This window comes from Cupriavidus sp. CER-90, from assembly GCF_057652055.1.
Genome location: NZ_JBYGYM010000002.1, coordinates 2171083 through 2197954, shown reverse-complemented (window position 1 = coordinate 2197954; position 26872 = coordinate 2171083). Strand labels below are relative to the sequence as shown.

The 26872-nt window shown below is 64.4% G+C and carries 22 protein-coding genes; 5 read left to right on the top strand and 17 right to left on the bottom strand.

Translation table 11 applies throughout. The features are described 5' to 3' along the window. Positions 1-6: 6 nt before the first annotated feature. The 3 genes from waaA to AC24R4_RS20680 are packed head-to-tail and all read right to left on the bottom strand — an operon-like array spanning position 7 to position 3738. Positions 7-1281 carry a lipid IV(A) 3-deoxy-D-manno-octulosonic acid transferase gene (gene waaA / locus AC24R4_RS20690; RefSeq protein WP_400395750.1) on the bottom strand — a complete coding sequence of 425 codons (1275 nt, stop codon included), beginning with the start codon at positions 1279-1281 and terminating at the stop codon, positions 7-9. Continuing rightward, positions 1281-2372 carry a lipopolysaccharide heptosyltransferase I gene (gene waaC, locus AC24R4_RS20685; RefSeq protein ID WP_400395752.1) on the bottom strand — a complete coding sequence of 364 codons (1092 nt, stop codon included), beginning with the start codon at positions 2370-2372 and terminating at the stop codon, positions 1281-1283. The genes waaA and waaC overlap by 1 nt, the downstream gene beginning before the upstream one ends. After that, the gene (locus AC24R4_RS20680; RefSeq protein ID WP_400395754.1) at positions 2353-3738 is read right to left on the bottom strand and encodes a phosphomannomutase/phosphoglucomutase; all 1386 of its coding nucleotides are present in this window, start codon (positions 3736-3738) and stop codon (positions 2353-2355) included. Before AC24R4_RS20680 ends, waaC begins: the two co-directional genes overlap by 20 nt. Positions 3739-4026: 288 nt before the next feature. On the opposite strand from AC24R4_RS20680, the gene AC24R4_RS20675 reads away from it, so the two are divergent. From AC24R4_RS20675 to AC24R4_RS20655, 5 genes are read left to right on the top strand one after another with little or no spacing between them, the layout of a single operon-like run. Continuing rightward, positions 4027-5163: a glycosyltransferase family 4 protein gene (locus AC24R4_RS20675; protein WP_487523545.1), complete on the top strand. Its 1137-nt coding sequence runs from the start codon at positions 4027-4029 to the stop codon at positions 5161-5163. Further along, entirely contained in the window at positions 5160-6479 is a 1320-nt protein-coding gene (locus AC24R4_RS20670; RefSeq protein WP_487523544.1) for an exopolysaccharide biosynthesis polyprenyl glycosylphosphotransferase, read from the top strand. Before AC24R4_RS20675 ends, AC24R4_RS20670 begins: the two co-directional genes overlap by 4 nt. Next, positions 6479-7630, top strand: coding sequence for a glycosyltransferase (locus tag AC24R4_RS20665; RefSeq protein ID WP_487523543.1), 1152 nt, complete (start codon positions 6479-6481; stop codon positions 7628-7630). The genes AC24R4_RS20670 and AC24R4_RS20665 overlap by 1 nt, the downstream gene beginning before the upstream one ends. Next, on the top strand, positions 7630-8883 hold the full coding sequence (locus tag AC24R4_RS20660) for a lipopolysaccharide biosynthesis protein (protein WP_487523542.1): 1254 nt from the start codon (positions 7630-7632) through the stop codon (positions 8881-8883). The genes AC24R4_RS20665 and AC24R4_RS20660 overlap by 1 nt, the downstream gene beginning before the upstream one ends. Next, positions 8880-9968, top strand: coding sequence for a glycosyltransferase family 4 protein (locus AC24R4_RS20655; protein ID WP_487523541.1), 1089 nt, complete (start codon positions 8880-8882; stop codon positions 9966-9968). The genes AC24R4_RS20660 and AC24R4_RS20655 overlap by 4 nt, the downstream gene beginning before the upstream one ends. Before the next feature lie 41 nt (positions 9969-10009). Here the strand turns inward: AC24R4_RS20655 and AC24R4_RS20650 are convergent, their stop codons facing one another. The 14 genes from AC24R4_RS20650 to AC24R4_RS20585 form a co-directional block, all read right to left on the bottom strand. Then, positions 10010-11191 (bottom strand): hypothetical protein, encoded by a 1182-nt coding sequence (locus AC24R4_RS20650; RefSeq protein ID WP_487523540.1) that lies wholly within the window; start codon positions 11189-11191, stop codon positions 10010-10012. Between the two features lie 35 nt (positions 11192-11226). Continuing rightward, positions 11227-13203, bottom strand: coding sequence for a polysaccharide biosynthesis protein (locus AC24R4_RS20645; RefSeq protein ID WP_487523539.1), 1977 nt, complete (start codon positions 13201-13203; stop codon positions 11227-11229). Then, a complete protein-coding gene (locus tag AC24R4_RS20640; protein WP_487523538.1) occupies positions 13194-14369 on the bottom strand; it encodes a DegT/DnrJ/EryC1/StrS family aminotransferase in 1176 nt (391 codons plus the stop codon). Before AC24R4_RS20640 ends, AC24R4_RS20645 begins: the two co-directional genes overlap by 10 nt. 52 nt (positions 14370-14421) lie before the next feature. Further along, positions 14422-15048, bottom strand: coding sequence for an acetyltransferase (locus AC24R4_RS20635; RefSeq protein WP_487523537.1), 627 nt, complete (start codon positions 15046-15048; stop codon positions 14422-14424). Then, a complete protein-coding gene (locus AC24R4_RS20630) occupies positions 15045-15638 on the bottom strand; it encodes a sugar transferase (protein WP_487523536.1) in 594 nt (197 codons plus the stop codon). The genes AC24R4_RS20635 and AC24R4_RS20630 overlap by 4 nt, the downstream gene beginning before the upstream one ends. 154 nt (positions 15639-15792) lie before the next feature. Further along, a complete protein-coding gene (wecC, locus tag AC24R4_RS20625) occupies positions 15793-17013 on the bottom strand; it encodes a UDP-N-acetyl-D-mannosamine dehydrogenase (protein WP_487523535.1) in 1221 nt (406 codons plus the stop codon). Then, positions 17013-18137 (bottom strand): non-hydrolyzing UDP-N-acetylglucosamine 2-epimerase, encoded by a 1125-nt coding sequence (wecB, locus tag AC24R4_RS20620; protein ID WP_487523970.1) that lies wholly within the window; start codon positions 18135-18137, stop codon positions 17013-17015. The genes wecC and wecB overlap by 1 nt, the downstream gene beginning before the upstream one ends. Before the next feature lie 40 nt (positions 18138-18177). Beyond that, the gene (locus AC24R4_RS20615; RefSeq protein ID WP_487523534.1) at positions 18178-19431 is read right to left on the bottom strand and encodes a glycosyltransferase family 4 protein; all 1254 of its coding nucleotides are present in this window, start codon (positions 19429-19431) and stop codon (positions 18178-18180) included. After that, the gene (locus tag AC24R4_RS20610) at positions 19428-21281 is read right to left on the bottom strand and encodes a heparinase II/III family protein (RefSeq protein WP_487523533.1); all 1854 of its coding nucleotides are present in this window, start codon (positions 21279-21281) and stop codon (positions 19428-19430) included. The genes AC24R4_RS20615 and AC24R4_RS20610 overlap by 4 nt, the downstream gene beginning before the upstream one ends. 10 nt (positions 21282-21291) lie before the next feature. Further along, complete coding sequence (locus tag AC24R4_RS20605) at positions 21292-23433, bottom strand: bi-domain-containing oxidoreductase (protein ID WP_487523532.1); 2142 nt, start codon at positions 23431-23433, stop codon at positions 21292-21294. 20 nt (positions 23434-23453) lie between these two features. Next, a complete protein-coding gene (locus tag AC24R4_RS20600) occupies positions 23454-24206 on the bottom strand; it encodes an AglZ/HisF2 family acetamidino modification protein (RefSeq protein WP_487523531.1) in 753 nt (250 codons plus the stop codon). Between the two features lie 2 nt (positions 24207-24208). After that, entirely contained in the window at positions 24209-24826 is a 618-nt protein-coding gene (hisH, locus tag AC24R4_RS20595) for an imidazole glycerol phosphate synthase subunit HisH (RefSeq protein ID WP_487523530.1), read from the bottom strand. Further along, the gene (locus AC24R4_RS20590; RefSeq protein WP_487523529.1) at positions 24823-26007 is read right to left on the bottom strand and encodes an N-acetyl sugar amidotransferase; all 1185 of its coding nucleotides are present in this window, start codon (positions 26005-26007) and stop codon (positions 24823-24825) included. The genes hisH and AC24R4_RS20590 overlap by 4 nt, the downstream gene beginning before the upstream one ends. Positions 26008-26037: 30 nt before the next feature. After that, positions 26038-26862 carry a glycosyltransferase family 2 protein gene (locus AC24R4_RS20585; protein WP_487523528.1) on the bottom strand — a complete coding sequence of 275 codons (825 nt, stop codon included), beginning with the start codon at positions 26860-26862 and terminating at the stop codon, positions 26038-26040. Positions 26863-26872 lie beyond the last annotated feature (10 nt).

Sequence of the window (26872 nt, the reverse complement as noted above, 5' to 3'; positions counted from 1 at the left end):
AGAAAATCAGCGCAATACTGGCGCCAGCGCCCCAAGCGTCCGCGCCGTCGCCCCCCGATGCAGCCCCGCGAACGTCAGCGCGTTCGCGCGCATCTCCGCCAGGCGCGCTGGCTCGCCCAGTACGCCGGCTGCCGCGGACATCAGTTCGTCGGCATTGGCCACGCGCAGGCAGGCGCCGGCGGCGATGGCATCCTCGGTGGCTTGGGCGAAGTTGAAGGTGTGCAGCCCCATCAGCACCGGCGTGCCGGCCGCGCAGGCCTCGATCAGGTTCTGCCCGCCCAGCGGGATCAGGCTGCCGCCGATATAGGCGATGTCCGATGCCGCGTAGTACATCGCCATTTCGCCCATCGAATCGCCGAGCACGATGTCGGCGGTGATGGGTTCCGCCACCCGGTCGATGTCGAGCGCGCTGCGGCGCTGGACCGAGAACCCGGCGCGCGTGGCCATGGCGGCCACCTCATCGAACCGCTGCGGATGGCGCGGCACCAGCAGCAGCGCGGGACGCGTCTCGCCGGGCCAGCGCGAGAAAGCCTCCAGGATCAGCGGCTCCTCGCCTTCGCGCGTGCTGGCGGCCGCCAATACCTGCCGGCCGCCAAAGGCACGCCGCAACTGCTGCCCGCGCGCCATGCCCGCCTCCGGCGGCTGCATGTCGAACTTCAGGTTGCCGGTGATCTGCACTGCTTTCACGCCCAGCGCCCGATACCGCTCGGCGTCGCCGGGCGTCTGGGCCAGCACCATCGTGAAATCGTTGTAGAGCGAAGCCGCCGCACTGCCGAAGCGCGCGGTACGCCGATAGCTGCGCGGCGACAGCCGGGCGTTGACCAGGAACAGCGGCACGCCGGCGCGCCGGGTCACATGCACCAGGTTCGGCCAGACCTCTGTTTCCATGATCAGCCCGGCATCCGGCCGGAAATACGCCAGGAAGCGCCGCACCATGTAGGGCACGTCGTAGGGCAGGTAGCACTGCTGCACGCGCGGGTTGCTGCCATAAAGCTGCGCGCCGGTCTGCCGCCCGGTCGGCGTCATGTGCGTGAGCAGCAGCCGGTGCTGCGGATAGGCGGCCAGCAAGGCGTCGATCAACGGCTGCGCGGCGCGCGTTTCGCCAACCGAAACGGCATGGACCCACAGCCACGGTCCATCGGACGGCAGGTCGTCATAGCGCCCAAGGCGTTCGCCCACGTGATGGAGATAGCCCGGTTCCTTGCGCGACCGCCACGTCAGGCGCAGCAGCGCCAGTGGCAGGATCACCAGCCACAGCAAGGTATAAACGATTCGAAGCATCAGATGGCGACTCCGCGCACGCGCCGTGCGGCGGCATAAACCTCATCGACGTCGGGCACGATGCCGTCGTCGCCCACGTTGGCGATGCGGTCCGACCAGTAGCCTTCGGTCTTCCAGCGCCACGTGGCGGTATAGATTTCGACGGTCGGCCGGCACAGCGCCGCGGCGATGTGCACCAGCCCGGTATCGACGCCGATGACCACCTCGGCCCGGTTGATCAGGCCGAAGCCCTGCATTACCGAGAAACGCGGCAGCACCTGCGCGCCGGGCATGCCGGCGGCCAGCGCCTCGGCGTCGCGCCTTTCGGATTCGCTGCCCCACGGCAGCAGCACGGCGAGCCCTTCGGCATGCAGCTTCTGCCCCAGCGCATGCCAGTTCGCCACCGGCCAGCGTTTTTTCGCGCCTGCCGTGGCGTGGAAGCAGACCGCGTAGCGTGCCGGCAGGCCGGCCCAGAGCGGATCGTCGACATGCAGCGTGCTGGCGGCCGGTCCGAAGAAGCGCGGCGGCTCCGGCGGTGTGGTTCCCGTCAGCGCAGCCCCTAGCAAGCGCGAGCGCCGCACGGAATGGGTCTGCCGGGGCACCTTGACCGGCGCCGTGTAGAACAGCCGCGCGGCGGGCTCATAGCCCGAACCCTGCGTGGCATTGCCCAGCCCGATCACCGGTGCGCCAGCGGCGCGCGAAGCCGTGCGCGCCACGATGGCGGTCTTGAGCAGGCCCTGCGTCTCCAGCACGGCGTCGTAGGCCTGTTCGCGGATGGCCGCGCGCAGCGCGGCCAGTTCGGCCCAGGTGCCGCCCTGCCAGAACCGCTTGCGCCAGCGCCGCAAGGCAAACGGGATCACGCGGCGCACCTCGGGCAGCAGTTTCACCAGGTCGACGTAGCCCTCTTCCACCACCCAGTCGATCTCGGCCTCGGGCCAGCGCGCGCGCAGGTCATGCACCAGCGGCATGTTGTGCACGACGTCGCCCAGCGACGACACCTTGACGATCAGGATGCGTGGCCGGGCAGGAAGCGCAAAGCCCCCCGCCGCCGCCAGCGGCCGCGGCGGGGTCTCGGCCGACGGCTGCACGACCTCAGAACGGGAGCTTTGCATCCGGTTTTTCCGCCAGGATCACGCGCTTGAATTCGGCCTGGATGCGCGCCAGCGCGGCATCGTTGTCGGCCTCGAAGCGCATCACCACCACAGGCGTGGTGTTCGACGGCCGGGCCAGGCCGAAACCGTCCGGATATTCCACGCGCACGCCGTCGATCGTGATCACTTCCTTCGCGCCCTCGAACTTCGCGTTGGCGCGGATCTTGTCGAGCAGCGTGAAGGCCTCGCCCTCGGCGACCTTGAGCTGCAGCTCGGGCGTGCAGTTCGAGTTCGGCAGCGCATTCAGCACGGCGCTCGGGTCGGCGTGGCGCGACAGGATTTCCAGCAGCCGTGCGCCCGTGTACAGGCCATCGTCAAAACCGTACCAGCGGTCCTTGAAGAACACGTGGCCGCTCATCTCGCCGGCGATTGGCGCGCCCGTTTCCTTGAGCTTGGCCTTGACCAGCGAATGGCCGGTCTTCCACATCAGCGGCTCGCCACCGTGCTGGCGAATCCACGGCGCCAGCTTGCCCGTGCATTTCACGTCGTAGATGACCTGCTGGCCGGGATTGCGCGACAGGATTTCCTCGGCAAACAGCATCAGCTGGCGATCCGGGAAGATGACCTGTCCGTCCTTGGTCACCACGCCCAGACGGTCGCCGTCACCATCGAACGCCAGGCCCAGTTCGCAATCGGTCTCGCGCAGGCACTTCATCAGGTCCTGCAGGTTTTCCACATGCGCGGGATCGGGGTGATGGTTCGGGAAATGGCCATCGACATCGCAGAACAGTTCCACGACCTCGCAGCCCAGCCCGCGGAACAGGTCGCCCACGAACGCACCGGCCACGCCGTTGCCGGCATCCAGCGCAATCTTCATCGGACGCGCCAGCTTGACGTCGCCGATGATGCGGTCCAGGTACTGCTGACGGACGTCCACCAGCTTGTAGCTGCCGCCGCCCTTGGTGAAGTTGCCCACATCGATGCGCTGGCGCAGGGCCTGGATCTGATCGCCATAGATGGCCTTGCCGCCCAGCACCATCTTGAAACCGTTGTAGTCGGGCGGATTGTGGCTGCCCGTGACCATGATGCCGGACGTGGCGCGGCGGCCATCCAGCTCGATATTGGTACCGAAATACACCATCGGCGTGGCAACCATGCCGACATCGATCACGTCCAGCCCGGCGGCGCGCAGGCCTTCGACCAGCCCGCCCAGCAGATCCGGCCCGGAGAGCCGGCCATCGCGGCCCACCACCACGGTTTTCTCGCCAAGTTCGACGGCGGCCGAGCCAAACGACAGGCCGATAAAGCGGGCCACTTCCGGAGTCAGCGTCTTGCCGACGATGCCGCGGATGTCATAGGCCTTGAAGATCGAGGGATCAATTTGCATGTGGCTTCCTGGAGACAAGGTTCATCGTGCGATTCCACCCCGTGGCGGGACGCCTCGGGAGGGGCGCGGGCAGGGCGCCAAAAAGCCGTATTGTGCCGGATTGCGCGTGGCGCAGGCGCTATAATCGCCTTCAGCCGCCCCCTCAGGGGAATTTTTCGGCGCTTTTTGACTGCCATCGGTCTGTCCGCGCACGTTTTTTCCGACAACCGATCCAATCAGAGACGGCCGACGGGCGTCCGCCGCATTGCTGCGTTGCCACCCCCCCTGTTCGAGACTCCGCCATTGTCCTTGATCACGCCGACTGAACGGCCCCGCATCGCCTGTCTCATCACCAATTCAGAGACCGGCGGCGCCCAGAGCCATGTTGCCGACCTGCTGCGCGCCCTGCGCGGGCAGGCCGATGTCACATTGCTGGCCGGCGGTGATGGTCCCCTGTTCGACCTGGCCCGCAGCCTCGGCATTCCCGCCATCCGGCTGGCCGCGCTGGACAACGCCCTGTCGCCCCTAAAGGCCGTGGCGGCCCTGCGCGAACTGATGCGCGCCCTGCGCGAGGCAAGGCCGGACATCCTGCATACACACAGCGCCAAGGCCAGCGCGCTGGGTCGCGTCGCAGGGAAGCTGCTTGGGATACCCGTGGTCTATACGGTGCATGGCTTTGCGTTCAAGGCGGCAGCGCCATGGAAACAGCGCACCGTCGCCCGGATGGCCGAATGGCTACTTGCGCCGCTGACGAGCCACGTCATCTGCGTGGCCGAGGCCGAGCGCGCCATGGCACGCAAGCTGCCCATCCGCGCCGATCGCATCAGCGTGATTCCAAATGGCATTGCCGACGTGGCGGAGCGCGCGCAGCCGGGCGACGCCCTTCGGCGCGTGGTGACGGTCATGCGGCTGGCGCCGCCGAAGCGTCCGGACGTCCTGATCCGGGCCTTTGCCGCGGCACAACTGCCCGACTGCGAACTGGTCATCGCCGGCGACGGCCCCCAGCGCGCCAGCCTGGAGCGGCTGGCCGGTCAACTGGCCCCCGGCCGCGTGCGTTTTGCCGGCAGCATCGACAACATCCCCGCCCTGCTTGCCAGCGCGCAGCTATTCCTGCTGGCCTCCGACCATGAAGGTTTCCCCATTTCGATTCTCGAAGCCATGCGTGCCGGCCTGCCGGTGATCGCCAGCGACCTGCCGGGCATTCGGGAACAGCTTGGCGATGGACGCTACGGGGTGCTGGTGGCGGACAACGAGCCGGCTGCCTTTGCCCACGCGCTGCACCAGGCGGCCGCCGACGCGCCGGCGCGCGCTGCCGGTGGTGCAGCCGCCCGCCTGCGCTGGGAACAGGCGTATGGCCTGGAGCCCATGGTCCGTGCCACCTGGGTGGTCTATGAACAGGTGCTGGCGGGCAACCGCCAGGCCGACGCACGCGCCCAGGCATCATGAATACCGTGCACACCGGTTCGCTACGCCGCAATGGTCAGGCCACACCGGCCAGGTCGGAAACGATCCGGCGGGCCAGCCGCATGATTGCCTGGGCCGCCGTGGGCCTGGTGCTGTTCGGCATCAACGCTGCATTGTCCGAGGTCGCCCACCAGGCGGGCTTTGTGACGCACATCTTCCCGCGCACGCTGCTGTGGTCGATGCTGCCGTACCTGGCGGCGTTCCTGCTCGTGCATCGCGCGCTGCATCTGCCGGCCATGGAAGGCGCCAGCATCGTCGGCGTGGCCGCGACCCTGCCGTTTGCGCTGCTGCTGATCGTCTATGCGGGCTTCCACATCGAGTACTCCCGGGGCGCGGTGCTGGTGGGCTACGTCACCACGCTGGCGTGGACGTGGCTCGGCTATCGGCGCTACGTGCAGAAGTACGTGCCGGTGTTCGGCTACATGGACCCGGAGACCCTGCAGCACCTGAACCGCATCATCGCGATGCCCGGCGCCAATCCGCCCGCCACGACGCGCTTCGAGCAGATCGGTTCGCCCGAGGAAGCCATGCATTGCGACGGCATCCTGGTGGAGCGCGGCCTGACCGCCGATCCGGCGCGCACGCGGCTGCTGACCCAGTACCGGCTTGGCCATCTGCGCATGTACTCCGTGGAACGGATCGGCGAGATGCTGACGGGACGCGTGGGACTGGACCATATCGACGAGAATTTCTTCGACGACTACGCCGACCACTACCTGTTCGACTACATAAAGCGGCTGACCGACATCGTCGCGGTGATTGCGCTCGCCCCGCTGGCCATCCCGATCGGCCTGGCCGTGGCGCTGGCGGTCAGCCTGGAATCGCCGGGCGGCGCGCTGTTCCGCCAGCGGCGCGTGGGTCTTTTCGGCAAGCCGTTCACGATGCTGAAGTTCCGCAGCATGGGCGTGGACAAGCAGGCCCCGGCACAGTTTGCGCTACGCCAGGACCCGCGCGTGACCCGCGTGGGCCGCATCATTCGCAAGTACCGGCTCGACGAGATCCCGCAACTGTGGAACGTCCTGGTCGGCGACATGAGCTTTATCGGCCCGCGCCCGGAACAGGTGCCGATGGTCGACGAGTTCTCGGAGACCATCGCCTACTACCCCTATCGGCACCTGGTGCGGCCGGGCCTGTCGGGCTGGGCGCAGGTGCAGCAGGGCTATGTCGGCACGCATGCCGAAACGGTGACCAAGCTCAGTTACGACCTGTACTACGTCAAGCACTGCTCGTTCGCGCTGGATCTGTTGATTGCGGTGAAGACCATCCGTACGCTGCTGACCGGGTACGGAGCGCGTTGATGACGTCGACCGCGGCTGCGGGGCGCTCGCCGATGCGCATCATGCTGGTCACGACCGGGCTCAAGGTTGGCGGCGCGGAGCATCAGGTGGTGGCGCTGGCGCGCGCCTTCCTGGCAATGGGCCATGCCGTTGCCATCGTCAGCCTGTCGCCAGGACACGAGATCGACGTGCCGTCCGGCGCCCACGTGGTGGAGCTCAACATGCGCAAGACGCCGGCGGGCATGATGCGCGCCCTCTGGCAGGCGCGCGGGCTGGTCCGCGCTTGGCGACCCGACGTCATGCATGCCCATATGATCCACGCCAACCTGTTCGCGCGGGCGCTGACACGTATGGCACCCTGCCCGCCGCTGGTGTGCACCGCGCACAGCTTCCGCGAGGGTGGCCGGCTGCGCATGGCCGCCTATCGACTCACGGACCGCTGGGCCGATCTCACCACCCATGTCAGCGACGAAGGACGCCTGGGCATGATCGCAGCGGGCGGCGTGCCGGCGTCACGCATCATCGTCATGCCCAATGGCATCGACACCGACCGCTTCCGGCCTGACCCCGCCGCGCGCCTGGCTACGCGCGCCGAACTGTGCATTGGCGAAGACGCGCGATTGCTGCTCAACGTCGGCCGGCTGGTTCCGGAGAAGGCGCAGGGCACGCTGATCCGCGCCTTCGCCGGCATCGATCCGGCCATTCCTGCGCATCTGCTGATTGCCGGGAACGGCGTCTTGCGCCAGCAACTGTCGGAACTTGCGGCGTCACTTGGCATCGCGTCCCGCGTGACGCTGCTTGGACAGCGCAATGACATCCCCGCCCTGCTGAACGCCGCGGACGCCTTCGCGCTGTCTTCGGACGTGGAAGGCCTGCCGATGGTGCTGGTGGAAGCCCTGGCATGCGGCTGCCCGGTCGTATCGACCGACGCGCCGGGTGTGGCGGAAGTAATCGGCGACCTTGGGACGATCGTGCCGCGTGGCAACGTCGATGCGCTGGCTGCGGCGTTGAACGATGCGCTGCGTGCGGGCACGGGAACGGCCGCAGCGCAAGCCGGCCGCCGCGCCCGTGTGCTGGCCGCCTTCTCGATTGAAGCCGTGGCCCGGCGTTGGCTCGCGCTTTACGCGAGCCTGCCCGGCACCGCCATCGTGCCACACGCGGAGGCAGCCTGATGCGGCGAGGACGCGTTGCGGGCAACCTGCTCTGGATGCTGGCCGAACGCGGCTTGCAGGTGGGCGTAGGCATCGGCGTGGTGGCGATGCTGGCGCGCGCCCTGGGGCCGGAGGGTTTCGCGCACTTCCAGTACGCGCAATCGATCGTGCTGATCGCCGCATCGTTTGCGCTCGTGTGCAGTGCGGAAGTCGTCGTGCCACGGCTGGTGGCGGCGACGACGCCCGCGGCTGAGCGGCAGTTGCTGAGGCACGCGTTCGTTCTGCGTCTGGGCGGGGGCGTCGTGGGGTACCTACTGATGTGTGCGTACCTCGGCATCACCGCACCGCTGCCCGACATCTGGCATGCCGCCCTGCTGCTCGGCATCGCCATCCTGCTGCGCGAGCCTGTCGGCGTGGTCACGGCCTGGATGCAAGCCCATACCAACAATCGTCCCGGAACGCTGTTCAGTCTGGCCGCGCTGGCCATCAAGGCATCGCTGGTTGGCGCGCTGTTCGCCGCCCATGTCACGAACGTGGCCGGATATGCTATCGCGTTCGCGGTAGAAGTCATCGTGCTTGCCATCCTGCTTGCCGCCTTTTACTCGCGCCAGGGCGGCGCCGGCGATGCGGGTTGGCAACCGGCGCTGGCGCGTGAACTGCTGGGCGCCGGCACGCTGTTCTGGATCAGCTTCATCCTGATGATGGGCGCGCGCCGCGTCGACCAGTTGATACTGCAGCCCGCCGTACCGGCGGCAGAGTTCGGTGCCTATGCCGCGTGCATGCAGATCCTGGACAATTTCACGATGGTGGCGACGATCCTCGCGGCCGGCATCGCGCCAAGCTATGTCTACGCACGGCAACGCTTCGACGATGCCCACGCCAGCATCGGCCGCATTGCGCTGGGCCTGGCAGGGCTGGGGCTTGCCGGCGGCCTGGCCATTGCCGCGTGCGCCCCGTGGATCGTGGCGCTGCTGTATGGCCATGCGTTCGAGGCCACGGTCAGGCTGCTGCGCATGGCGGCGATCATTTCCGCGCTGGTGTTCGCCGACGTCGCGCTGACCCTGCTGGCCGCCCACCTGCGCCAACCGCGCTGGGTGGCCATCAAGTGGGCGCTGGTCCTGGCCACGATCCTGGTGTGGGACCTCGTGATGATCCCCCGCCTCGGCAGCTGGGGCGCAATCGCCGGCTATGCGCTGGGCAACGCCGTCGCCGTGATGGTGGGCGCGGTGCTCTGGTGGCGGCACCGCCCCGCCCGGCAAATGGCATCCGCATGAACAAGCTGCCCACCGTCTGCTTCCTGACCGGCACGCTGAACGCCTTTGCCGGCGCCGAACGCATGACTGCGGTCGTTGCGAATGCGCTGGCGGAGCGCGGGTATCGGGTCTTTGTGCTGAGCCTGTGGGATCGCGCCAGCGTGTTTCCGTTGCATCCGGACGTCGTGCACGACGCGCTGTTTGAATCGCGGCCTTCGTTCAAGCGCCACTACCTCGCCACGGTAGCCGGCATCCGCCGCTTCGTTCGCCAGCACGGTGTCGACGTGCTGATCGAAGTCGATACGATGCTGACGCTGTTCACGCTGCCGGCGACCCTCGGCCTAGGTGTGCGGCGGATTGCGTGGGAGCATTGTCATCTTGACGAGGATTTGGGGCGGCGGGCACGGCGGGTGGCGCGGTGGTTGGCGGCGCGGACCGACGAGGCGGTCGTGGTGCTGACGGAGCGGGATCAGGCGGCGTGGCAGGCGGGCATCCCCCACGACCGTGTCAACATCGTCGTTATACCAAACACGCTGCCATTTCCATTTCCGGCCGTCGCTGCGACGCGTGAAAACCGGACCGTGCTGGCCGTGGGCCGGCTGACGCCGTCCAAGGGATTCGACGTCCTGCTGCACGCGTGGGCGTTATCCCGTACCGCCATGGACGGTTGGCAATTGCGCATTGTCGGCGATGGGGAATGCCGCCCACAGCTGGAGGCCCTCTGTGTCGAATTGGGCATTGGCGACTCCGTCGCGTTCCCCGGGACCACGGCGGATGTGCGCGGCGAGTACGAAAGGGCCGGGCTGTTCTGCCTGAGTTCGCGCTACGAGGGTTTCGGTCTGGTGCTGCTCGAAGCCATGGCCTACGGACTGCCGGTCATTGCCACGCACTGCGAGACGGGGCCGAAAGAACTGCTTCGGGACCAAAAAAATGCGTGTGTTGTGCCGGTAGGCGACGCCAGGGCGCTGGCCGAGGCACTGATCACCCTGGCCCACGCCGACGGGACGGCGTTGCAGCAACGGATCACGGCAGGGGCCCGCGAGACCGCCGCGGCATTCACGGCGGATCGCGTCATCGCGGCCTGGATCTCGCTGCTCGATATCTGAAAGAGGCCACGCGAGCCTGTCGACGCGGCCTGTCAAACGCTTTAGTTCTTGCGGAAGCTGCCCGCCGAGATAAAGCGGATGACATCCTCACGCCAGAAGAACGCGGCCCCGACGAGGCCAAATAGCAGCGCCAGCGCAACGATGACTAGCGGCGGCGAAGGCATCTCCGGGCGACCCGGAATCGAAGGCTTGGCCAGGAACTGCGCCTGAGCCTGGAAACGCGCCGTAATTTGCGAAATGTCGGCCGACAATTCGGCCGCCTTCTCGCGCTCCGCATCCGTTTTCGCGTCCTTCGTCCGCGCGGCAATCACGGCAGCCAGGTTTGTGACGCTTTGGGCGCCGCTAGATGCTCCGGCAATCGACCCTTCGACTTCCTTCAGCATCTGCCTGAAGTAAGCCTGCTGTTCGTTTTCGCGGTCCAGCGCCTTGATCTTCGTCTGATAGTCGATGATCTCCGACTCTGCGCCAATGAGCTGTGCGAGCGGCGAAATGAACTTCTCGTTATCCCGGCGCACTTCCACCACCTGGGAATTGTCGCGGCGCGCCGCTTCCGGATATTCGGCCACGACCCGCTTGAGCGCTGTGGCGCGCAGCTTCGCCTGCTCGATCGAAAACTCCAGCTTCAGCTTGCGCTCCGCCGCACGCTCCGAAAATTCCTGACTTTGGGCTGCCCAGCGGAATACCTGGTCACGTACCGCCTCACGCGTGGCGATATCCTTGAAGTAACTGCCAAGCCAGGTCGCGATCGCGGCGGCCTCGGTTGGCGTAGGGCCAAGCGCCGACAGGCGCACCCCAAGGTATGACGTTGGCACGACGACCTTCTCTTCGCGCTCGGTATCGGGATCGGTGCGATCCATCTTTCGCTGACGCTGGCGGACCCGCTCTTGCTCCAGCTGAATGATCAGGTCTGGAAGTTCGCGCGAATCCACCTTGCTGATCTTGGGCACGGGGGTCTGCCAGTCATTGGCCACCACCGACCGGATCAGCTTTTCGCCGGCATAGCCGGTCACATCCTTCGGAGGCACTACCGAAGCAAACTGCCTGAGCGTCTCGGCATCGTTAGCAAGCTCGGCGATCCGCTTGTACTCGCTGGTGGTCATCTCGATATGGATGACGCCAACGGACTTGTACCTGAGCAGCGGCCCATAGCCCAGCGCGGCACCCACGGCAGCCCCAATCGCCGCTGACACCAGTACCGCGACCAGCTTTCTACTCACCTGCATTCATGCTCTCCCACATCAATATTTGTTTGCCTGTCTTATGTGCGGCCGACCATGCGCGATTCGATCGCGACAACATTGGCCGGGGCGCCTGCCAGTTCAGGGGCGTAGCCGTGCACCAACGTACGCAGCAGACTCTCCATTTTTTCTACATCGCTGTCGAGCGCCGCCTGGCGCATTTCGACCAGCATCGGAACCAGCTTTGTCCAGGGCAGGAAGTCCTCGTGCGCCTTCATGATCCGCTCGTGTTCCGTCCCCTCCGGGCTGTTGCCGATCAGCAGTTCCTCGTAGAGTTTCTCCCCGGGGCGCAACCCAGTCACGCTGATCTCGATATCGCCGTCCGGATTGGTTTCGTCACGCACCGTCAGACCCGACAACTTCACGATACGCCGCGCCAGATCCAGGATCTTCACGGGCTGCCCCATGTCAAGCACGAACACGTCGCCGCCATGGGCCATCGCACCGGCCTGCAGCACCAGCTGGGCGGCTTCGGGGATCGTCATGAAGTATCGCGTTACCTCTTCATGCGTCACCGTTACGGGGCCGCCCTGACGAATCTGCTTGCGGAACAGCGGTACGACGCTGCCACTGCTGCCAAGGACATTGCCGAATCGCACCATGGCGAACAGGGTGCGATTCTCGATCTCCTGGTCGGCAGGCGCGCCGGGCATGGCAAACGACAGCATCGAACTCGACGACATCGCCTGCAGAACCATTTCCGCCACCCGCTTCGTCGCCCCCATCACATTGGTGGGACGGACGGCCTTGTCGGTGGAAACCAGGACGAATAACGAGACGCCGCACTCCATGGCTACCCTCGCGGCCGTGAGCGTGCCGAAGATGTTGTTCATCACGCCTTCGGACGGGTTGCACTCCACTAGCGGAACATGCTTGTAGGCCGCGGCATGATAGATCGTGGCCGGCCGGTACAGCTCGCAGATCTCGCGCATACGTCCGTAGTTGCCGACGCTGGCCAGCAGCGGCAACACTTCCACGCTCAGCCCATGATCCGCGCACAGCGTTACCAGCTCGTGATGGATGGCGTAAAGCCCGAACTCGTTGTGCTCCACCAGCACCAGCTGGCGGGGGCGTTCCCGCACGATCTGCCGGCACAGCTCGCTGCCGATACTGCCGCCGGCACCCGTGACCAGCACCACCTTGCCTGCCAGGTTGCGCGCCAGCAGGTCGGGGTTGGGGGCAACCGCCGCGCGACCCAGCAAATCCTCGACATCAAGTTCCTGGAAATCGTGCACAGTGACCTTGCCCGATGCCAGATCGGCCATGCCCGGCAGCGTGCGGACGTGAACCGGCAGATCGCGCAGACGGGCAATGATGGCATTCCGCCCCGCGCGATCCATGGACGGAATCGCCAGGAGGATGTCGGTGATGCCCATGCGCTCCACCGCATCTTCCACATCGTCCGGCCCGATGATGTCGAGTCCGTTGATGGTGCCGCGGATTTTCGTCCGGTCGTCGTCGATGAAGCCCAGCAATGTGAATTGCCGCGAAACACCCAGCGCGGAAGCGGTCTGCACGCCAGCCTCTCCGGCGCCATAGATCAGCAGACGGCCCTCGCCGACTGCCCCGGACGACCAGCCAGACAGCCAGTAACGCGCCACTGCGCGGCTGGCACCGACGAACAGCAGGAACAGGATCGGCTGGATCAGGCCAACGCTGCGCGGCACGCCTTCCCAGGTGAACAGCACCAGTACCAGGAAAAACGCGGCGCCATAGAAGCCCACCGCCTTGGCCGTGGTGCCAAGCGCAGCCATGCCGGTATAGCGGAAAATCGCACGGTACAGCCCGAACCTGACGAAGAACGGGAACGCCAGCAGCGGCGCGGCAAGATACACATACGGCTGCTGCAGCACTGGCATGCCAGTCTGGTCCGTACGCAGATAGAAGGCGCACCAGACCGAGACCACTGACAGGATCAGGTCAAGCGCCACCACGACAAGCCGCTTGGCCGGTCGCGGAAGCGCCAGCAGCGGCTTGGCCATCCGGTTCAGCGACATGCTTGCCCCAACACCTGGGTCATCACCGCGCAGGTCTTCCCGATCTCGGCCTCGGTCAGTGTCGGGTGGACCAGGAACATCAGGCTTGTCTCACCCAGTTCGCGCGCCGTCGGCAGCCGCACCTCGGGGCGCCAGCCGGTGTCGTCGAACGCCTTTTCCAGATAGACTTCCGAGCACGAACCTTGGTAGCAAGGTACACCGGCGGCGTTGATCGCCTCGACGATCCGGTCACGCGTCCAGCCGTCGGCAAGACGCTCCGGGCGGACGTAGACGTAGCACTTGTACTGCGCATGGACCGAATCCGCCGGAAGTGCCGGAACGCGCACGACAGGCGACTGCGCGGCAGCTTTCCATATGGCTTCGGCGTTGGCGATACGCTGCGCCGTCCATCCGGTCATCCGCTTGAGCTGGATACGGCCCAGAACCGCCTGCATTTCCAGCATGCGCCAGTTCGTGCCAAAATTCTCGTGCAGCCAGCGGAAGCCCGGCGCATGCTGGCGCTCGTACACGGCTTCATAGCTCTTGCCGTGATCCTTGAAGGCCCACATGGCGCGCCACACCTTCTCTTCGTTGGTCGTGACCATGCCGCCTTCCCCGCCTGTGGTCATGATCTTGTCCTGGCAGAAGCTCCACGCGCCAACGTGACCGATGCTGCCGACCTTGCGTCCGCGATAGACCGCGCCGTGCGCCTGCGCGCAATCCTCGATCACCTTCAGCCCGTGCTTGTCGGCCAGCGCCATGATCGGGTCCATGTCGCAGGGCCAGCCGCCCAGATGGACGCAGATGATGGCCTTGGTACGTGGAGTCAGCACGCGCGCGATAGTCTCGGCGGACATGTTGCCGCTCTCGACATCCACGTCCGCGAACACCGGAATCGCACCGGCGTTGACGACACAGGACGTGCTCGCGATAAACGTCCGCGGCGCCACGATGACTTCATCTCCGGGCCCGATCTCCAGCCCCTTCAGCGCAAGGTCCAGTGCCAGCGTACCGTTGGCCAGCGCGATGGCATACCGCGTGCCGGTCCATGCCGCGAATTCCTTCTCGAATTCGCGGCATTCAGTACCCGTCCAGTAGTTGACCTTGTTCGACAGCAGTACCTGACTGACTGCGTCGGCTTCTTCCTTCGTGAAACTCGGCCAAGGGGAAAAAGGAGTATTTAGCATAAGAGTCGAGTGCCAAGAATCAATTGTTAATATCGTCGCAACGTCCCCGCGCTCAAACTCGCGCGCGCGGCACGGCCGGACAACCTGTCACGGTCACACCATGTTCTACTGCACGGACTACCACCGCGCCCGCGCCCACCACAGCGTTGTCGCCAATCTGGATACCCTGCCGGACCGCCGCACCAACGCCTACCCAGCTGCAGGCGCCGACTGTCACGTTGCCCGACAGATGCGCCCCGGGACTGACATGCACGCCGTGCGCCAGCGTGCAATCGTGGTCGATCGTTGCGCCAGTGTTGACGATGCCGGCCGCTCCGACCACGGCATCGGCATTCACCACGGCGTTCGCCATGACGACGGTCCCCGCGCCAAGGCGTGCGAACTGGCTCACACAGGCGCGGGGATGCACGACCGTCGCCATGCGCGCTCCGGCATCCTGCAACTGCCTTTGCAGCTTCCAGCGGACGGCGCAGTTGCCGATGGCAACCAGCACGCCATCGAAGCCGCCCATATCGGCGAGCAAGGCCTTGCTGTCGCCGACGACCGGCCAGTGGCCGTTGTTGACTCGCGATGGCCACGCATCGTCGAAAAAAACGACTTCCTGCCATCCCGCGGCAAGCGCCGCATCGGCAACGACCTTGCCGTGCCCGCTCGCGCCGAGCAGCGCCAGCCGCTTCATGGCTTGTTACCCGTAAACTTCGACATCGTGGCCTCGCCGGCCGCGCTGATGCCCTCGCGCACGATCACCTTGCGCACGGTCGCCCACAGAATGCGGATATCGAGCCAGAGCGAACGGTGGTCGACATACCAGACATCCAGCCTGAACTTGTCTTCCCAGCTCAGTGCATTGCGTCCGTTCACCTGCGCCCAGCCCGTCACGCCTGGCCTCACCTCGTGCCGGCGCGCCTGCTCCTTCGAGTAGAGCGGCAGGTATTCCATCAGCAGTGGCCGCGGCCCGACAAGGCTCATGTCGCCCTTCAGCACGTTCCAGAGTTCGGGCAACTCGTCGAGGCTGCTGCCACGCAGAAATCGTCCGAAGGCTGGCAGTCGGTCCGCGTCAGGCAGCAGGTTGCCGTCGGCGTCGCGGGCATCGGTCATGCTGCGGAACTTGACCATCTCAAACGGCTTGCCATGCAGCCCCGGCCGCACCTGCCGGAAGAACACGGGACTGCCGAGCTTGCGGCGCACCATCCAGATCACGATCAGGATAGGTACGGCGAGTATCGCCAGGGCGACACATGCCAGCACGATGTCAAAAAGGCGCTTCATTTTGTAGAGATCTGTTTTTCCTGCCGCAGCCCTTTGGAGGTCTTCGCGACCACGATTTCGTCGCTTGTCGCACGCAACCGGGCCGCGTGCGTCCTCGCGCGTTATCGCGGCTGCGAAAGAGGCATATCAGCCCCTTCGCAGCCGCGTCTTTCCATTACATCAGTGCGCCGCAGAAATCGAGTGTCTTGGCGCGCGCCAGTTCGGCACGGACCTCAGTGTCGCCAAACTGGCGATGCTTGACCAGCAGCACCAGCACGTCGGCCTGCGCGATGGCGTCGTCGAGCGACACGAGCGTGAATGCATCGTGCGACTCGATGTTGGGTTCCACCGCCACCACGTCGTAGCCCTGGTCCTGCAGCGCAGCCGCAATGTGGACGGCCGGCGATTCACGGAGGTCGTCGATGTCCGGCTTGAACGCCAGGCCCAGACATGCCACCTTCGGCTTGCGGTCCACGCGTGCCGAGGCATCGGCGACGGCGACCTTGATCTGCTGGATCGCCCACTCAGTCTTGTAGTTGTTGACCTCGCGCGCCGAGCGGATGAGCTTTGCGTTCTCGGGGTCGCGCGCGACGATGAACCACGGGTCCACGGCGATGCAGTGACCTCCCACGCCGGCGCCGGGCTGCAGGATGTTGACGCGCGGGTGGCGGTTTGCAAGCTGGATCAGGTTCCAGACGTTAATGCCCTCCTTCGCGCAGATCATCGACAGTTCGTTGGCAAACGCGATGTTCACGTCGCGGAAGCTGTTTTCGGTCAGCTTGCACATCTCGGCGGTCTTCGCATCGGTTTCGAGCACCGCGCCGTGCACGAAGCTGCGATAGAAGCTGCTGACGGCATGCGTGTCCTCGGGCTTCAGGCCACCCACCACCCGGTCATTCTCGACGAGTTCGGTCATGATCTTGCCGGGCAGCACGCGCTCCGGGCAGTAGGCCATATGCACGCGCGACACATCCACGCCCGCGGCGGCCAGCTCATCGGCCATGCGCTGGGTCGTGCCGACCGGAGAGGTGGATTCCAGGATCACCATGTCACCCGGCTTGACCAGGCTGGCAATGCCGCGCGTCGCGGCTAACACATAGTCAATGTTGGGCTCGGGGATACCCTCGCCTTCGTGGAACGGCGTGGGCACGCAGATCATGTACACGTCGGCCTCGCGCGGCGTCGGGAATGCCTTCAGGCGGCCCGCCGTGACAGCCGAACGCACGAATGCGTCCAGATCGGGCTCGACGATATGCACTCGCCCCTGGTTGATCGTTTCCACCGCATGGACGTTCAGGTCCACGCCAACCACCTGGAAGCCGTTGCTCGCGAGCAGCGCCGCGGTCGGCAGTCCGATGTAGCCCAGGCCCACCACGCACACAGTTTTCTTTGTCATTACAGGGTCCTCAATACGTTGATGATCTTCTCGCAAGCCTTGCCGTCGCCGTACGGATTGTGGGCACGGGCCATGGCCTTGTACTCTTCCTCGTTGTCCAGCAGCGCGCTCACATTGGCAATGATGGCGTCGCGGTTGGCGCCCACCAGGCGTACCGTACCGGCGTCTACGGCCTCGGGGCGTTCCGTGACCTCGCGCATCACCAGCACCGGCTTGCCGAGGCTGGGCGCCTCTTCCTGGATGCCACCGCTGTCGGTCAGTACGATATGCGCGTGCTTGAGCAGGTAGACGAAAGGCTCGTAGTCCAGCGGCTCGATCAGATGCACGTTGTCCAGCCCGGCCAGGATCGCATTGACGGGTTTCTGGACGTTCGGATTCAGGTGTACCGGATACACGATATGGACATCCGGATAGCGTTCCGCCAGCGCCTTCAGCGCATCGCAGATCTGCAGGAAGCCGTCGCCGAAATTCTCGCGTCGGTGTCCCGTCACCAGCACGAAACGCTTCTGTTGCCAGGCAAACGGCAGTTGCGCGTCGAGCTGGGCCGTCAGACGTTTGCGGCGTTCCGGTGATTGCTCGATCCGGTCCAGCACCCAGAACAGCGCATCGATGACGGTATTGCCGGTCACGGCAATCGACGCGGCATCCACACGCTCGGCCAGCAGGTTCTCGCGGCTGGTTGCGGTCGGGGCGAAATGCCACTTCGTCACCCGGCTCACCACCTGCCGGTTGAATTCTTCTGGGAACGGCGCGTACACATCGTGCGTGCGCAATCCGGCTTCCACATGCCCGACAGGAACCCCAGCATAGAAGGCCGCCATGGACGACGCCAGCGTGGTCGTGGTATCGCCATGCACCAGCAGCACATCGGGTTTGTGTTCGCGCAGCACGTCGCGCATGCCCAGAAGAACCGCCGACGTCACGTCGTAAAGGTCCTGTCCCGCGCGCATCACGTTCAGGTCGATGTCCGGCTTGATGTCGAAGACGCGGAGCACCTGGTCCAGCATCTGCCGGTGTTGGGCGGTCACACAGAAATGCGTCTCGAACTCCTCGGGCAAGGTCTGCAGCGCGTGATACAGCGGGGCCATCTTGATGGCCTCCGGGCGCGTGCCGAAAACGAGCATGACCTTGGTCTTGCGATTGCCTCTCACTTCTTCCCCTTTGTTATGTGAGATCACAGCGTTGCGCGATCACCGTTCCGCGCGGCGCCGCATTTTCCAGTGTTTGCTGCCATTGGCCAGCAAGCAGCGACCGGTCGAAATCGCTTTCCGCCAAGGCGCGCGCACGCTGGCCCATGGATTGGAGCGCATCCCGGTCATTGGCGGCACGTTCCAGCGCGTCGGCAAATGCCAACGCATTCGCTGGCGGCACCGCGAAACCACAGCCGTGTGCCGAGATCATGTCAGCCAGCCAGCCCGGATAGTTGTTCAGCACGGGCAAGCCTGCCGCGATGTAGTCGAAGAACTTGTTGGGCGACGTGCCGTAATAGAACGCCGGCACATTGGCCAGCACTTGCAGGCCAATGTCCGTTTCGGCCATCAGTCCCGCCAGACGTGTCTTGTTCACCGGCGCGTGAAACACGACGTTGTCCAGGTTCTCGCGGCGGGCGCGTGCCTCGAGCGACGGCTTGAGCTTGCCCTGCCCGATCAGCACGATCTTGATGTCCTGCCGCCCCCGGCGCTTGAGTTCCGCCGCGGCGTCGAGCACGGCATCCAGCCCGTTGGCCATGCCGTGCGTGCCCGCGAAAACGGCCATGAGGTCGTGCGGGCCGACCTGCTCCGGCCGCCAGGGCTCGACAGGTGCGCCAAAGATACCCAAATCGCAGCCATTCGGCACCATCGCGATACGGTCACGCGGCACGCCACGGTGTGCAATGCCGTCCACGATCCCGGGAGACAGGCCGATCACGCGATGGGCCGAGCGGTAGCTGGCCCATTCCAGCACCCCCATGGCCCACAGCACCACCGGATTGCGGATCACACCCATCGCCCGCGGCAACTCGGGCCACAGGTCACGCACCTCGAACACGAAACGCTTGCGGCGCAGCCATCGGGCCAGGATGCCCGGAATGCCGGCGGTCAGCGGCGTCGTGGTTGCAAATACCACGTCGTAGGTTTCCGTGAAGGCAAAACCGACGCTGCGCATGGCGAACTTCAGGAACGTCATGGCACGCCGGACAAAGCCGTCGCTATTCGAATAGGCGAGGTCGAGTTCGATGACATCGATGCCGTCAACCATGCCCCGGCGCATGCCACTGGCAAACGGCGCTTCCAGGCCGGTATGACCGCCAGCGAAGCTCCCACACACCATCGTGACCGAATGCCCACTCTCGACCAGGCGTCGCGCCATGGCATACGAGCGAATGCCGCCAGTACCGCGTGGCGTCACAAAGTGTTGGTGGAAATACAGTACTTTCATGTCGTCCAATAGTACCGGGACACCAATGTGCAGCCCTGATGAACCTCGAGCTCCAGCACAGGCACCGGCGTCTTTTCCAAATAGTGCAGCGACTCCCAGCCTTCGACCAGTTCGCACCGCTCGACAGGTGCCGTAGCCGTTACGAACAGGCGCTCACCGTCCGCTTCGCTGACGACCACGCCGGCACCGTCCGATGCCGGCTCGACGCGCCACTGGCCAGGCCGCAGGCGCCAACGCAGCACCGCGCTGCGCGCAAATCCGCCGATCTGATCCTCTACCTCGAACCTGTCGCCATGCAGGCTCAGCGCGCGCCGATGGTGGGCGCCCTGCCGGTCGCGATACGATGCGGCAACCGTCGCGGGCGTGCCGCCGTGCACCGGCACGAGGGTTTCCGTCTTCAACCAGTCGCCGAACAGGAAGCGCGACAGCCGCGGCATTTGCTCGCGCCCGTCGAACTGCACGGTGTTATGACCGGTCACGCCGCCAAAATAATCCAGCCAGCGTGGCTCGGTGTTGTAACTGAACGTGCCGGCATCACGCAGGTGCGCCTTGCCGTTCCACCAGAAATCGACGTGCAGGCCATCGGCCTGGCATGGCCGGAAGCGGAACCGGGGATACCGCAGCAATGCCATGGCGCGCCCCGTGCGCAACACGGCAAATCCTCCGTCGTCGGCCTGCAGGTTGCCCGGCGCCGCCGCGTCCTCGCCGCCTTGCGGCACGGCAAGCCACTGCGTCATGGCATCGGCTGACGGCGCGTTGTCATACGCCACCTTGCCGTGAAAAACCGCCACAGCAAGCTGCACGCTTGGCCGGAAGTCACGATACGGCGCATTGGTCAGCGGCAGCAGGCGTGCGCCGTCGTTGGCACCGACATTCGGGACGTCACCCGTCTGCGGGTCGGTCATCGCATGCAGCCAATCTGTCGCCGCACGTGCACGGTCATACCACGCCCGGCTGAATTCAGGCGCCTTCACCACCCGGCGCCACGCTTCCACCCAACTGAAGGTGTCGAGCATCAGGCGGTGGTAGTTCACCGAATACTGGCTGAACGTCCCCTGTGCGCCAATCAGCCTGGCCGCACGGTTTTCCAGCAGTTTGCGGCCCGTCATCGCCCACCGCCGCGCTCGCGGCACACCCGACAGGCCCAGCCATGTGCCGCCGATGAACAGCGCCGCCGCCTCCGACGTTCCATGGTTGTTGTCCTGTGCCATCGCATAGGACACGGTCGGTGCAATCCGCTGCAGGTGGAGTTCGATCAACGCCCGCAAGCCAGGCGCCGTCTCGTGCACCTGACCCAGGATCATGGCCGCGGCGGCCAGGTGCATGACCCGGATCGACGCTTCCTGCCCGCACTTCCAGTTGGGCCCGACGTACGGTGCATTGCGACCGCACCAGTCACCAAGCCAGGCATTGAGCCGCGCGAGCGCCGCCGCATCGCCCTCCCGGGCGCGCTGCGCGAATGCCAGCACCCAGTCCATGCGGGACGCTTCCCAGATCGCCTTGATGTCACCAACGCGCGGATCGAAATCCGGAATCTGCCACCACGCGCGCTCGGGACGGTCCACACGCGCGCCGCTCAACGGGTTGCTGAACCAGTCTGGCGGTGCATCGCCCACCGGCACGGGCCAAAAACCGAACCACTTCGCTTCGTTCTCCCAGCCGGACACCACAGGTGCGTCGAGCGGGGCGAGGCGTGAGGCCTCGAAGAACGGGGCGACAGGGACGGCCGCATGCAGGCGTCGTACCTTGTTGACGCCAATGCGCACGCCCACGCGATAGCCGACCGCACGGGCGATATTGGGAAGCCCGAGCGCGATGGCTGTGCGGGCTTTCATCCACTGCCGGTTCATGGCGCGGGCATCACTGGCGGCGGAGCAAGTCCGCCACCTCAATGCTCACCCGGGCGACCTCGAAGATCTCGTCTGCCGGGATTGCAGGCGTACCACTTTCGATCGCCGCGAGGAACGCGGCTGCGCACGCGTTCTGCCCCTTGTCCTGGCGCCACAGGTTCATCTTGCGGAAGCCAGGCCATCCAAAGCCCTTGAGCTTGCGGAAATTGTCGAGCTGCAGCACACGGCCCGCGGCAAACACCTCCACACGCTCCTTCGGGAAGCTGGCCGCGCCATTGGCCAGGTACATGATCGTGCCGAAGGACCCGTCCTCGAAGCCCAGCATGATGGCCGCCTTGTCTTCGGTGATGGCCACGCCGGGCGTGTCGCCCATGCGCCGCGCCTGGACCGATACGATCGGCGAATCGGCCAGGAAACGCATCAGGTCGATGAAATGGCATGCTTCGCCGATGATTCGACCACCGCCGACGGCGTTTTCCTGCGTCCAGTGGTTGGGCGGAATGGCTCCGGCATTCATCGTCATGATGAATGACTTGGGCTCCTTCACCGAAGCCAGCAGCGCCTTCATCTTCTGCACTTGCGGCGAGAAGCGGCGGTTGAAACCGACCATGATCTGCGGCGCTCGTGCCGGCTGGCGCACGCGTGCGTCGTCGAAAGCGCGCTGCGCCTGCACCAGGCCATCCATGTCGATGGCAAGCGGCTTTTCAACAAAGACGTTCTTGCCTGCAGCGAGCGTCTGCGCCACAAAGCGCGCATGCGTGTCGTGACGCGTCACGATGGCCACGGTATTGACCGCTTCGTTCGCGAGCATGCCGGCCAGGTCCGTGGAGGCTTCGGCAAAGCCCGCCTTCTCACCGTGAATAACGCCGTTGATACCGCCCGCCGTGACGATGCTGTGGAACTGGGCTCCCGCCGCCTTGAAGGCCGGAATCAGCATGCGCGACGCATAATTGCCCGCACCGATGAAGCCAAGTACGGGCCGCTGCTTGTCGTAGACAGGCGTGGCGCCAAGCGGCACGGAGCGGAGCATGCGGGTTTCGGGCGCGGACCGGTACTGGAGCAAAATACCCAGCGCGGACTTGTCCGCCGTTAGCTGATCGTACGCCTGCGCGGCATCGTCGAAGGCATATCGATGCGTCACCAGCGACTTCACATCGAGCTGGCCGCTCGCCATCATGTCAAGCACGGCTTCGAAATTGCGCTGTTCGGTCCAGCGGACAAAGCCGATCGGATAGTCGTTGCCTTTCTCTTCGTAGCTCGGGTCATAGCGGCCAGGGCCATACGAGCACGAGACCTGGAAGCTCAGTTCCTTCTCGTAGAAGTCCGCACGATTCAGTTCGAGACCCGTCACACCCACCAGGACGATGCGACCACGCTTGCGCGACATGCGAGCGGCCTGCGTCACAGGATCGGTCGACTTCGTCGACGCGGTGATGATCACACCATCCACGCCATGGCCCCGGCTGAACGCCATGCCCGCCGACACCGGGTCCTCGCCGGCACCAGGATTGCAGGTCTGTGCACCGAACTGGCGCGCCAGTTCGAGCTTGCTCTCGTCGAAATCGATAGCGAGCACACGGCATCCGTGCGCGCGCAACAGTTGCACCGTGAGCAGGCCGATCAGGCCGGCACCGACGACAACGAATGCCTCGCCCAGCGTCGGCTGCGCCAGGCGCATGCCTTGCAGGCCGATACTGGCGACCACCACGAACGACGCGGCTTCGTCGTCCACCTCATCGGGCACCTTGGCGCAAAGGTTCTTGGGTACCTTGACGACATCGGCGTGAGGGCCGTTGGACACCACGCGGTCGCCAACCTTGAAGCCTTCCGCACCGGCGCCGACTTCGGCAACACGACCGACATTGCAGTAGCCCAGCGGCAACGGCTGCGCCAGTTTTGAGCGCACGGCATCCACCGTCGTCAGCAGTCCATCCGTCTGGACCTTTTCCAGGACCATGCGAACCTTCTCCGGCTGCTGGCGCGCCTTCTCGAGATACGACGCCCGGCCAAAGCCCACCAGCATCCGCTCGGTACCTGCCGAAATCAGGCTCACCGCCGTATGGACCAGCAGGCCGTCACGGCCTGCCGACGGGGCGGGCGCTTCTGCGATGTAGGTCGCGCCCTTGCCCATGTCTTGCAAAATCTGCTTCATTGAAATTCCTGGAAATCGCTTCAGGCGCCCTTTGCCGGACGTGCGTAGTTGATCAGCACCGCGCGATACGGCCCCTTGAAGACAAACATGCTTCCCGCAGCCGCACCCACCACGCCCACCGTGTCGATGAGCGCCTGCATGTCGTCGGTGCTGCCCGCGCCGCCCACGAACGTCAGCGGTGTAGTGACTGCCGCACGCACCTGCTTCGCGAGCGCGAGATCATAGCCACCCATCTCCCCATCGCGATCGATGGAATTGATGGTAATTTCGCCAGCGCCGAGATCCGCGACCTGCTGGCAGAAATCGATCAAGTTCACTTTGCGCTTTTCCTGAGCGTTATGCGTGTACACCGTGTATCCGCCAAGGAGCTTGTTCTTCTTGACATCGAGGGTCACGACCACGCTTTGCGCACCAATTGCTTCGGCCACCTCGCGAATCAGCTGGGGACGCTCCACCGCGGCCGAACTGATTGAAACCTTCTCGAAACCAAGCGCAATGATTTTCGCCGCCTGCGCCGCATTGGTGATGCCGCCACCATAGGCCAGCGGCATGCGGGATTCGACTGCCAGGCTGCGGAGCAGCTCAAAATTCGGCGTTTTGCCATGCGCCGTGGCATCGATGTCGATAAACATCAGTTCATCGACTTCCTTTTCGTTGAAGATCTTCACCGCGTTGAGCGGGTCGCCAACGTACTTGGGATCCTTGAATTGCCGGGTCTTGACCAGGCCACCGTCATGCATCAGCAGGCACGGAATGATTCGGGAGCGCAGCATGATCAAAGCTCGGCGAAATTGCGGAAGACAGCCACTCCGTTGGAGTGGCTCTTCTCGGGATGGAACTGCATGCCGTAGACGTTGTCACGGAATACCGAGCACGGCAGGTCCGCGCCATAGCGAACCGTGGCCGAAACGTTGGCCGGATCCTGTGCATCGAAATAGAAGCTGTGCAGGAAATAGAAACCCTGTTCGAGGTCCACGCCCTCCAGCAGCGGCGCATCGGCCGACTTCGTGGTCACCGAATTCCAGCCCATGTGCGGCAGCTTCGGTGAACCGGCCAGCGTGCTTGCGTCGATCTTGCGAACGCGCCCCGGAATCCATCCCAGACCGGCTTTCACGCCTTCCTCACTGGAGTCGGCAAGAATTTGCATGCCGACGCAAATACCCAGCACCTTCTTCTTCTGCACGAGTACCTGCTCGTTGAGCAGCTCCACCATGCCCGAATTGCGCAGGTAGTCCATCGTCGTATCGAAGGCGCCCACGCCAGGCAGCACGTAACGCTCGGCGGCAGCAAGCTCGGCCGCATCGCCAGTAATGACGTGCGGAACCTTAAGCTTCTTGTAGATATTCGCGATGGCACCGACGTTGCCGGAGCCGTAATCAATAATGGCAATCATCTCTTTACCGCCCGTTCGATGCCCAGCATCTTCAGCGTCTTCGCACCGAGGTCGAACAGCCATTCCTGGTTGCGATAATCCCGATACGTCTTTTTCGGCATCTCGTGGTAATGCCGCAGTTCATCCACGCTGATGCCCAGCTTGGTTGCGATGTACTCGAAGTCCTCGTCGATCGTTGCCGGATCGTAGGCCGGCTTCTCCAGCTTTTCGAGCGCCTCGGCACGGGTCATCTGGCCCGTGAGGATCAGGCTCGAATACTGCACGCGGCGCGTATCGTAGCCAAAGCGCGTCGGCAGCCAATAGCCTTCATAGAAGCGCGTGAAACGCGATTCGAAGTGCTTTTGCGGATACGGGCGCCATCCGTAGACCTCGGCCAGCGTCTTCGATGCATGCTCCTTCGTGTAGGGCAGGTAGTTGAGCGGCTTTTCCACCCGCACACCCTTCAGATACCGCAGATACACCTTGTGGAACAGAATACTGCTGAACGGATAGGTCTTGAGCGGACGCGTGCCAAAGCGGCGATGAATATCCTTGAGCTGTGCCATGTCCGTGCCGTAGTACAGCCATTCCTTCGGGTTGCGCACGCACTCGGTGGCAAAATTTCCGCCATTAAGGATGTACTTGATGTTGTGCTTGTTCGCGAAGTGGTACAGCGTGGCAACGAAGGCATGATCCTGCGGGATATCCAGATGCGGCACACCTGCCTTGAAGAAGGCCAGCTGGAAGTCTTTCATCTCCTGCCAGTTGATCACTTCCGTGTAGAGGTCCAGGCCGAGCTTGTCGACGATCACCTGAATATTGTTGACCGCAATATCGGTATTCCAGCCGCCGTCGACATGGAATACCAGCGGGCGCAGGCCGAATTCGCTCACGGCCAGGTGCAGCAGGTAGGAGCTGTCCAGACCGCCGCTCATGCCCATGATGCAGTCAAATTCTTTGCCCTTCCCCTCTGCCTTGATTTTCTCGACCACCTCGCGGAACATCGCCTTGCCGGCATCATTCGGATGCCAGTTCGGGAGGACATCGGTCTTGAATCCATTGCAGTGGTCGCACACGCCTTTATCGTCGAAGACGATCTGCGAGTCGCTCGTGTCCATCACGCAATTGGTGCAAACCTGATACTGCCGCATAAAGAAATCCCGATCTAAATTTTTCGCCCGCGCCGCCCGCGGCGTGGGCACTCGATTTTTTTAACAAGGACAGGCGTCGTTTCAGCCCAGGACCCGTACGTACTTGCGGTATTCGCGATGCGCGTCCCGCGCCATCTCCCAGCGACGTCGGCTCGGCAGAGTTGCAAGCGCGCCGTGATAGTGGTGAACGACCTGAAGACAGGGATCGTACCAAACCTGATACCCGGCGTCAGAAAGTTGCTTGCTGAGGAAATACTCCTCCGACATCATGAAGGTGGGGGCCCATAGTTCGCCGAACTCACGGAAGAAAGCCGGGCCCATGACATACACGGAGCCGTGTCCCTGGTAAATTGGCTGGGCCGTCTCCCATTGCTGTTCGTCCGTGCGGTCGGACACCGACCGGAACATCATGGCCAGCTTCAGCATCGCCATGCCGACGTGGTAATTCGAATAATATGCGTCGTAAAACAGCTCGCGCGTCTTGCTGATGCTCGCAATCACGTGCGGATTTTGATGCTCGCCATCCAGTGTGATCACGTCCGGTGACACCACCGGATATACCTTGAGCCGCTCCGCATTGGCCTCGAGCTTGTCAACAAAATCCGCGTGAAATTCCAGATCGTTATTGCCGATCACCATCCATTCGATATCCGGGCGCCGTTGCCGCAGCGCACGAATACCCACGTTGAGCCCAGGAAAATACCCCAGGTTATCCTGGTTGAGTTGAAGCTCAACATTCGGAAAATCCGCCCGCAGGCCCTTCAGCAGTTCCACATTGGCAGCGTCGGAATTATTGTCTACGACGACCACCTCGATCTCGTGCCCGATATTGCGCGACAGGGTCTCCACCGCCGTTCGCGTGAAGGCGCTATTATTGTAGTTGGTGCAAACATAACCTAATTTCATGGCATCTCTC

What these genes read in the sequence shown, in the direction of transcription:
- waaA (WP_400395750.1), bottom strand. Translation starts at nt 1,281, where the DNA reads ATGCTTCGAATCGTTTATACCTTGCTGTGGCTGGTGATCCTGCCACTG.
- waaC (WP_400395752.1), bottom strand. Translation starts at nt 2,372, where the DNA reads ATGCAAAGCTCCCGTTCTGAGGTCGTGCAGCCGTCGGCCGAGACCCCG.
- AC24R4_RS20680 (WP_400395754.1), bottom strand. Translation starts at nt 3,738, where the DNA reads ATGCAAATTGATCCCTCGATCTTCAAGGCCTATGACATCCGCGGCATC.
- AC24R4_RS20670 (WP_487523544.1), top strand. Translation starts at nt 5,160, where the DNA reads ATGAATACCGTGCACACCGGTTCGCTACGCCGCAATGGTCAGGCCACA.
- AC24R4_RS20665 (WP_487523543.1), top strand. Translation starts at nt 6,479, where the DNA reads ATGACGTCGACCGCGGCTGCGGGGCGCTCGCCGATGCGCATCATGCTG.
- AC24R4_RS20660 (WP_487523542.1), top strand. Translation starts at nt 7,630, where the DNA reads ATGCGGCGAGGACGCGTTGCGGGCAACCTGCTCTGGATGCTGGCCGAA.
- AC24R4_RS20655 (WP_487523541.1), top strand. Translation starts at nt 8,880, where the DNA reads ATGAACAAGCTGCCCACCGTCTGCTTCCTGACCGGCACGCTGAACGCC.
- AC24R4_RS20650 (WP_487523540.1), bottom strand. Translation starts at nt 11,191, where the DNA reads ATGCAGGTGAGTAGAAAGCTGGTCGCGGTACTGGTGTCAGCGGCGATT.
- AC24R4_RS20645 (WP_487523539.1), bottom strand. Translation starts at nt 13,203, where the DNA reads ATGTCGCTGAACCGGATGGCCAAGCCGCTGCTGGCGCTTCCGCGACCG.
- AC24R4_RS20640 (WP_487523538.1), bottom strand. Translation starts at nt 14,369, where the DNA reads ATGCTAAATACTCCTTTTTCCCCTTGGCCGAGTTTCACGAAGGAAGAA.
- AC24R4_RS20635 (WP_487523537.1), bottom strand. Translation starts at nt 15,048, where the DNA reads ATGAAGCGGCTGGCGCTGCTCGGCGCGAGCGGGCACGGCAAGGTCGTT.
- AC24R4_RS20630 (WP_487523536.1), bottom strand. Translation starts at nt 15,638, where the DNA reads ATGAAGCGCCTTTTTGACATCGTGCTGGCATGTGTCGCCCTGGCGATA.
- wecC (WP_487523535.1), bottom strand. Translation starts at nt 17,013, where the DNA reads ATGACAAAGAAAACTGTGTGCGTGGTGGGCCTGGGCTACATCGGACTG.
- wecB (WP_487523970.1), bottom strand. Translation starts at nt 18,137, where the DNA reads ATGCTCGTTTTCGGCACGCGCCCGGAGGCCATCAAGATGGCCCCGCTG.
- AC24R4_RS20615 (WP_487523534.1), bottom strand. Translation starts at nt 19,431, where the DNA reads ATGAAAGTACTGTATTTCCACCAACACTTTGTGACGCCACGCGGTACT.
- AC24R4_RS20610 (WP_487523533.1), bottom strand. Translation starts at nt 21,281, where the DNA reads ATGAACCGGCAGTGGATGAAAGCCCGCACAGCCATCGCGCTCGGGCTT.
- AC24R4_RS20605 (WP_487523532.1), bottom strand. Translation starts at nt 23,433, where the DNA reads ATGAAGCAGATTTTGCAAGACATGGGCAAGGGCGCGACCTACATCGCA.
- AC24R4_RS20600 (WP_487523531.1), bottom strand. Translation starts at nt 24,206, where the DNA reads ATGCTGCGCTCCCGAATCATTCCGTGCCTGCTGATGCATGACGGTGGC.
- hisH (WP_487523530.1), bottom strand. Translation starts at nt 24,826, where the DNA reads ATGATTGCCATTATTGATTACGGCTCCGGCAACGTCGGTGCCATCGCG.
- AC24R4_RS20585 (WP_487523528.1), bottom strand. Translation starts at nt 26,862, where the DNA reads ATGAAATTAGGTTATGTTTGCACCAACTACAATAATAGCGCCTTCACG.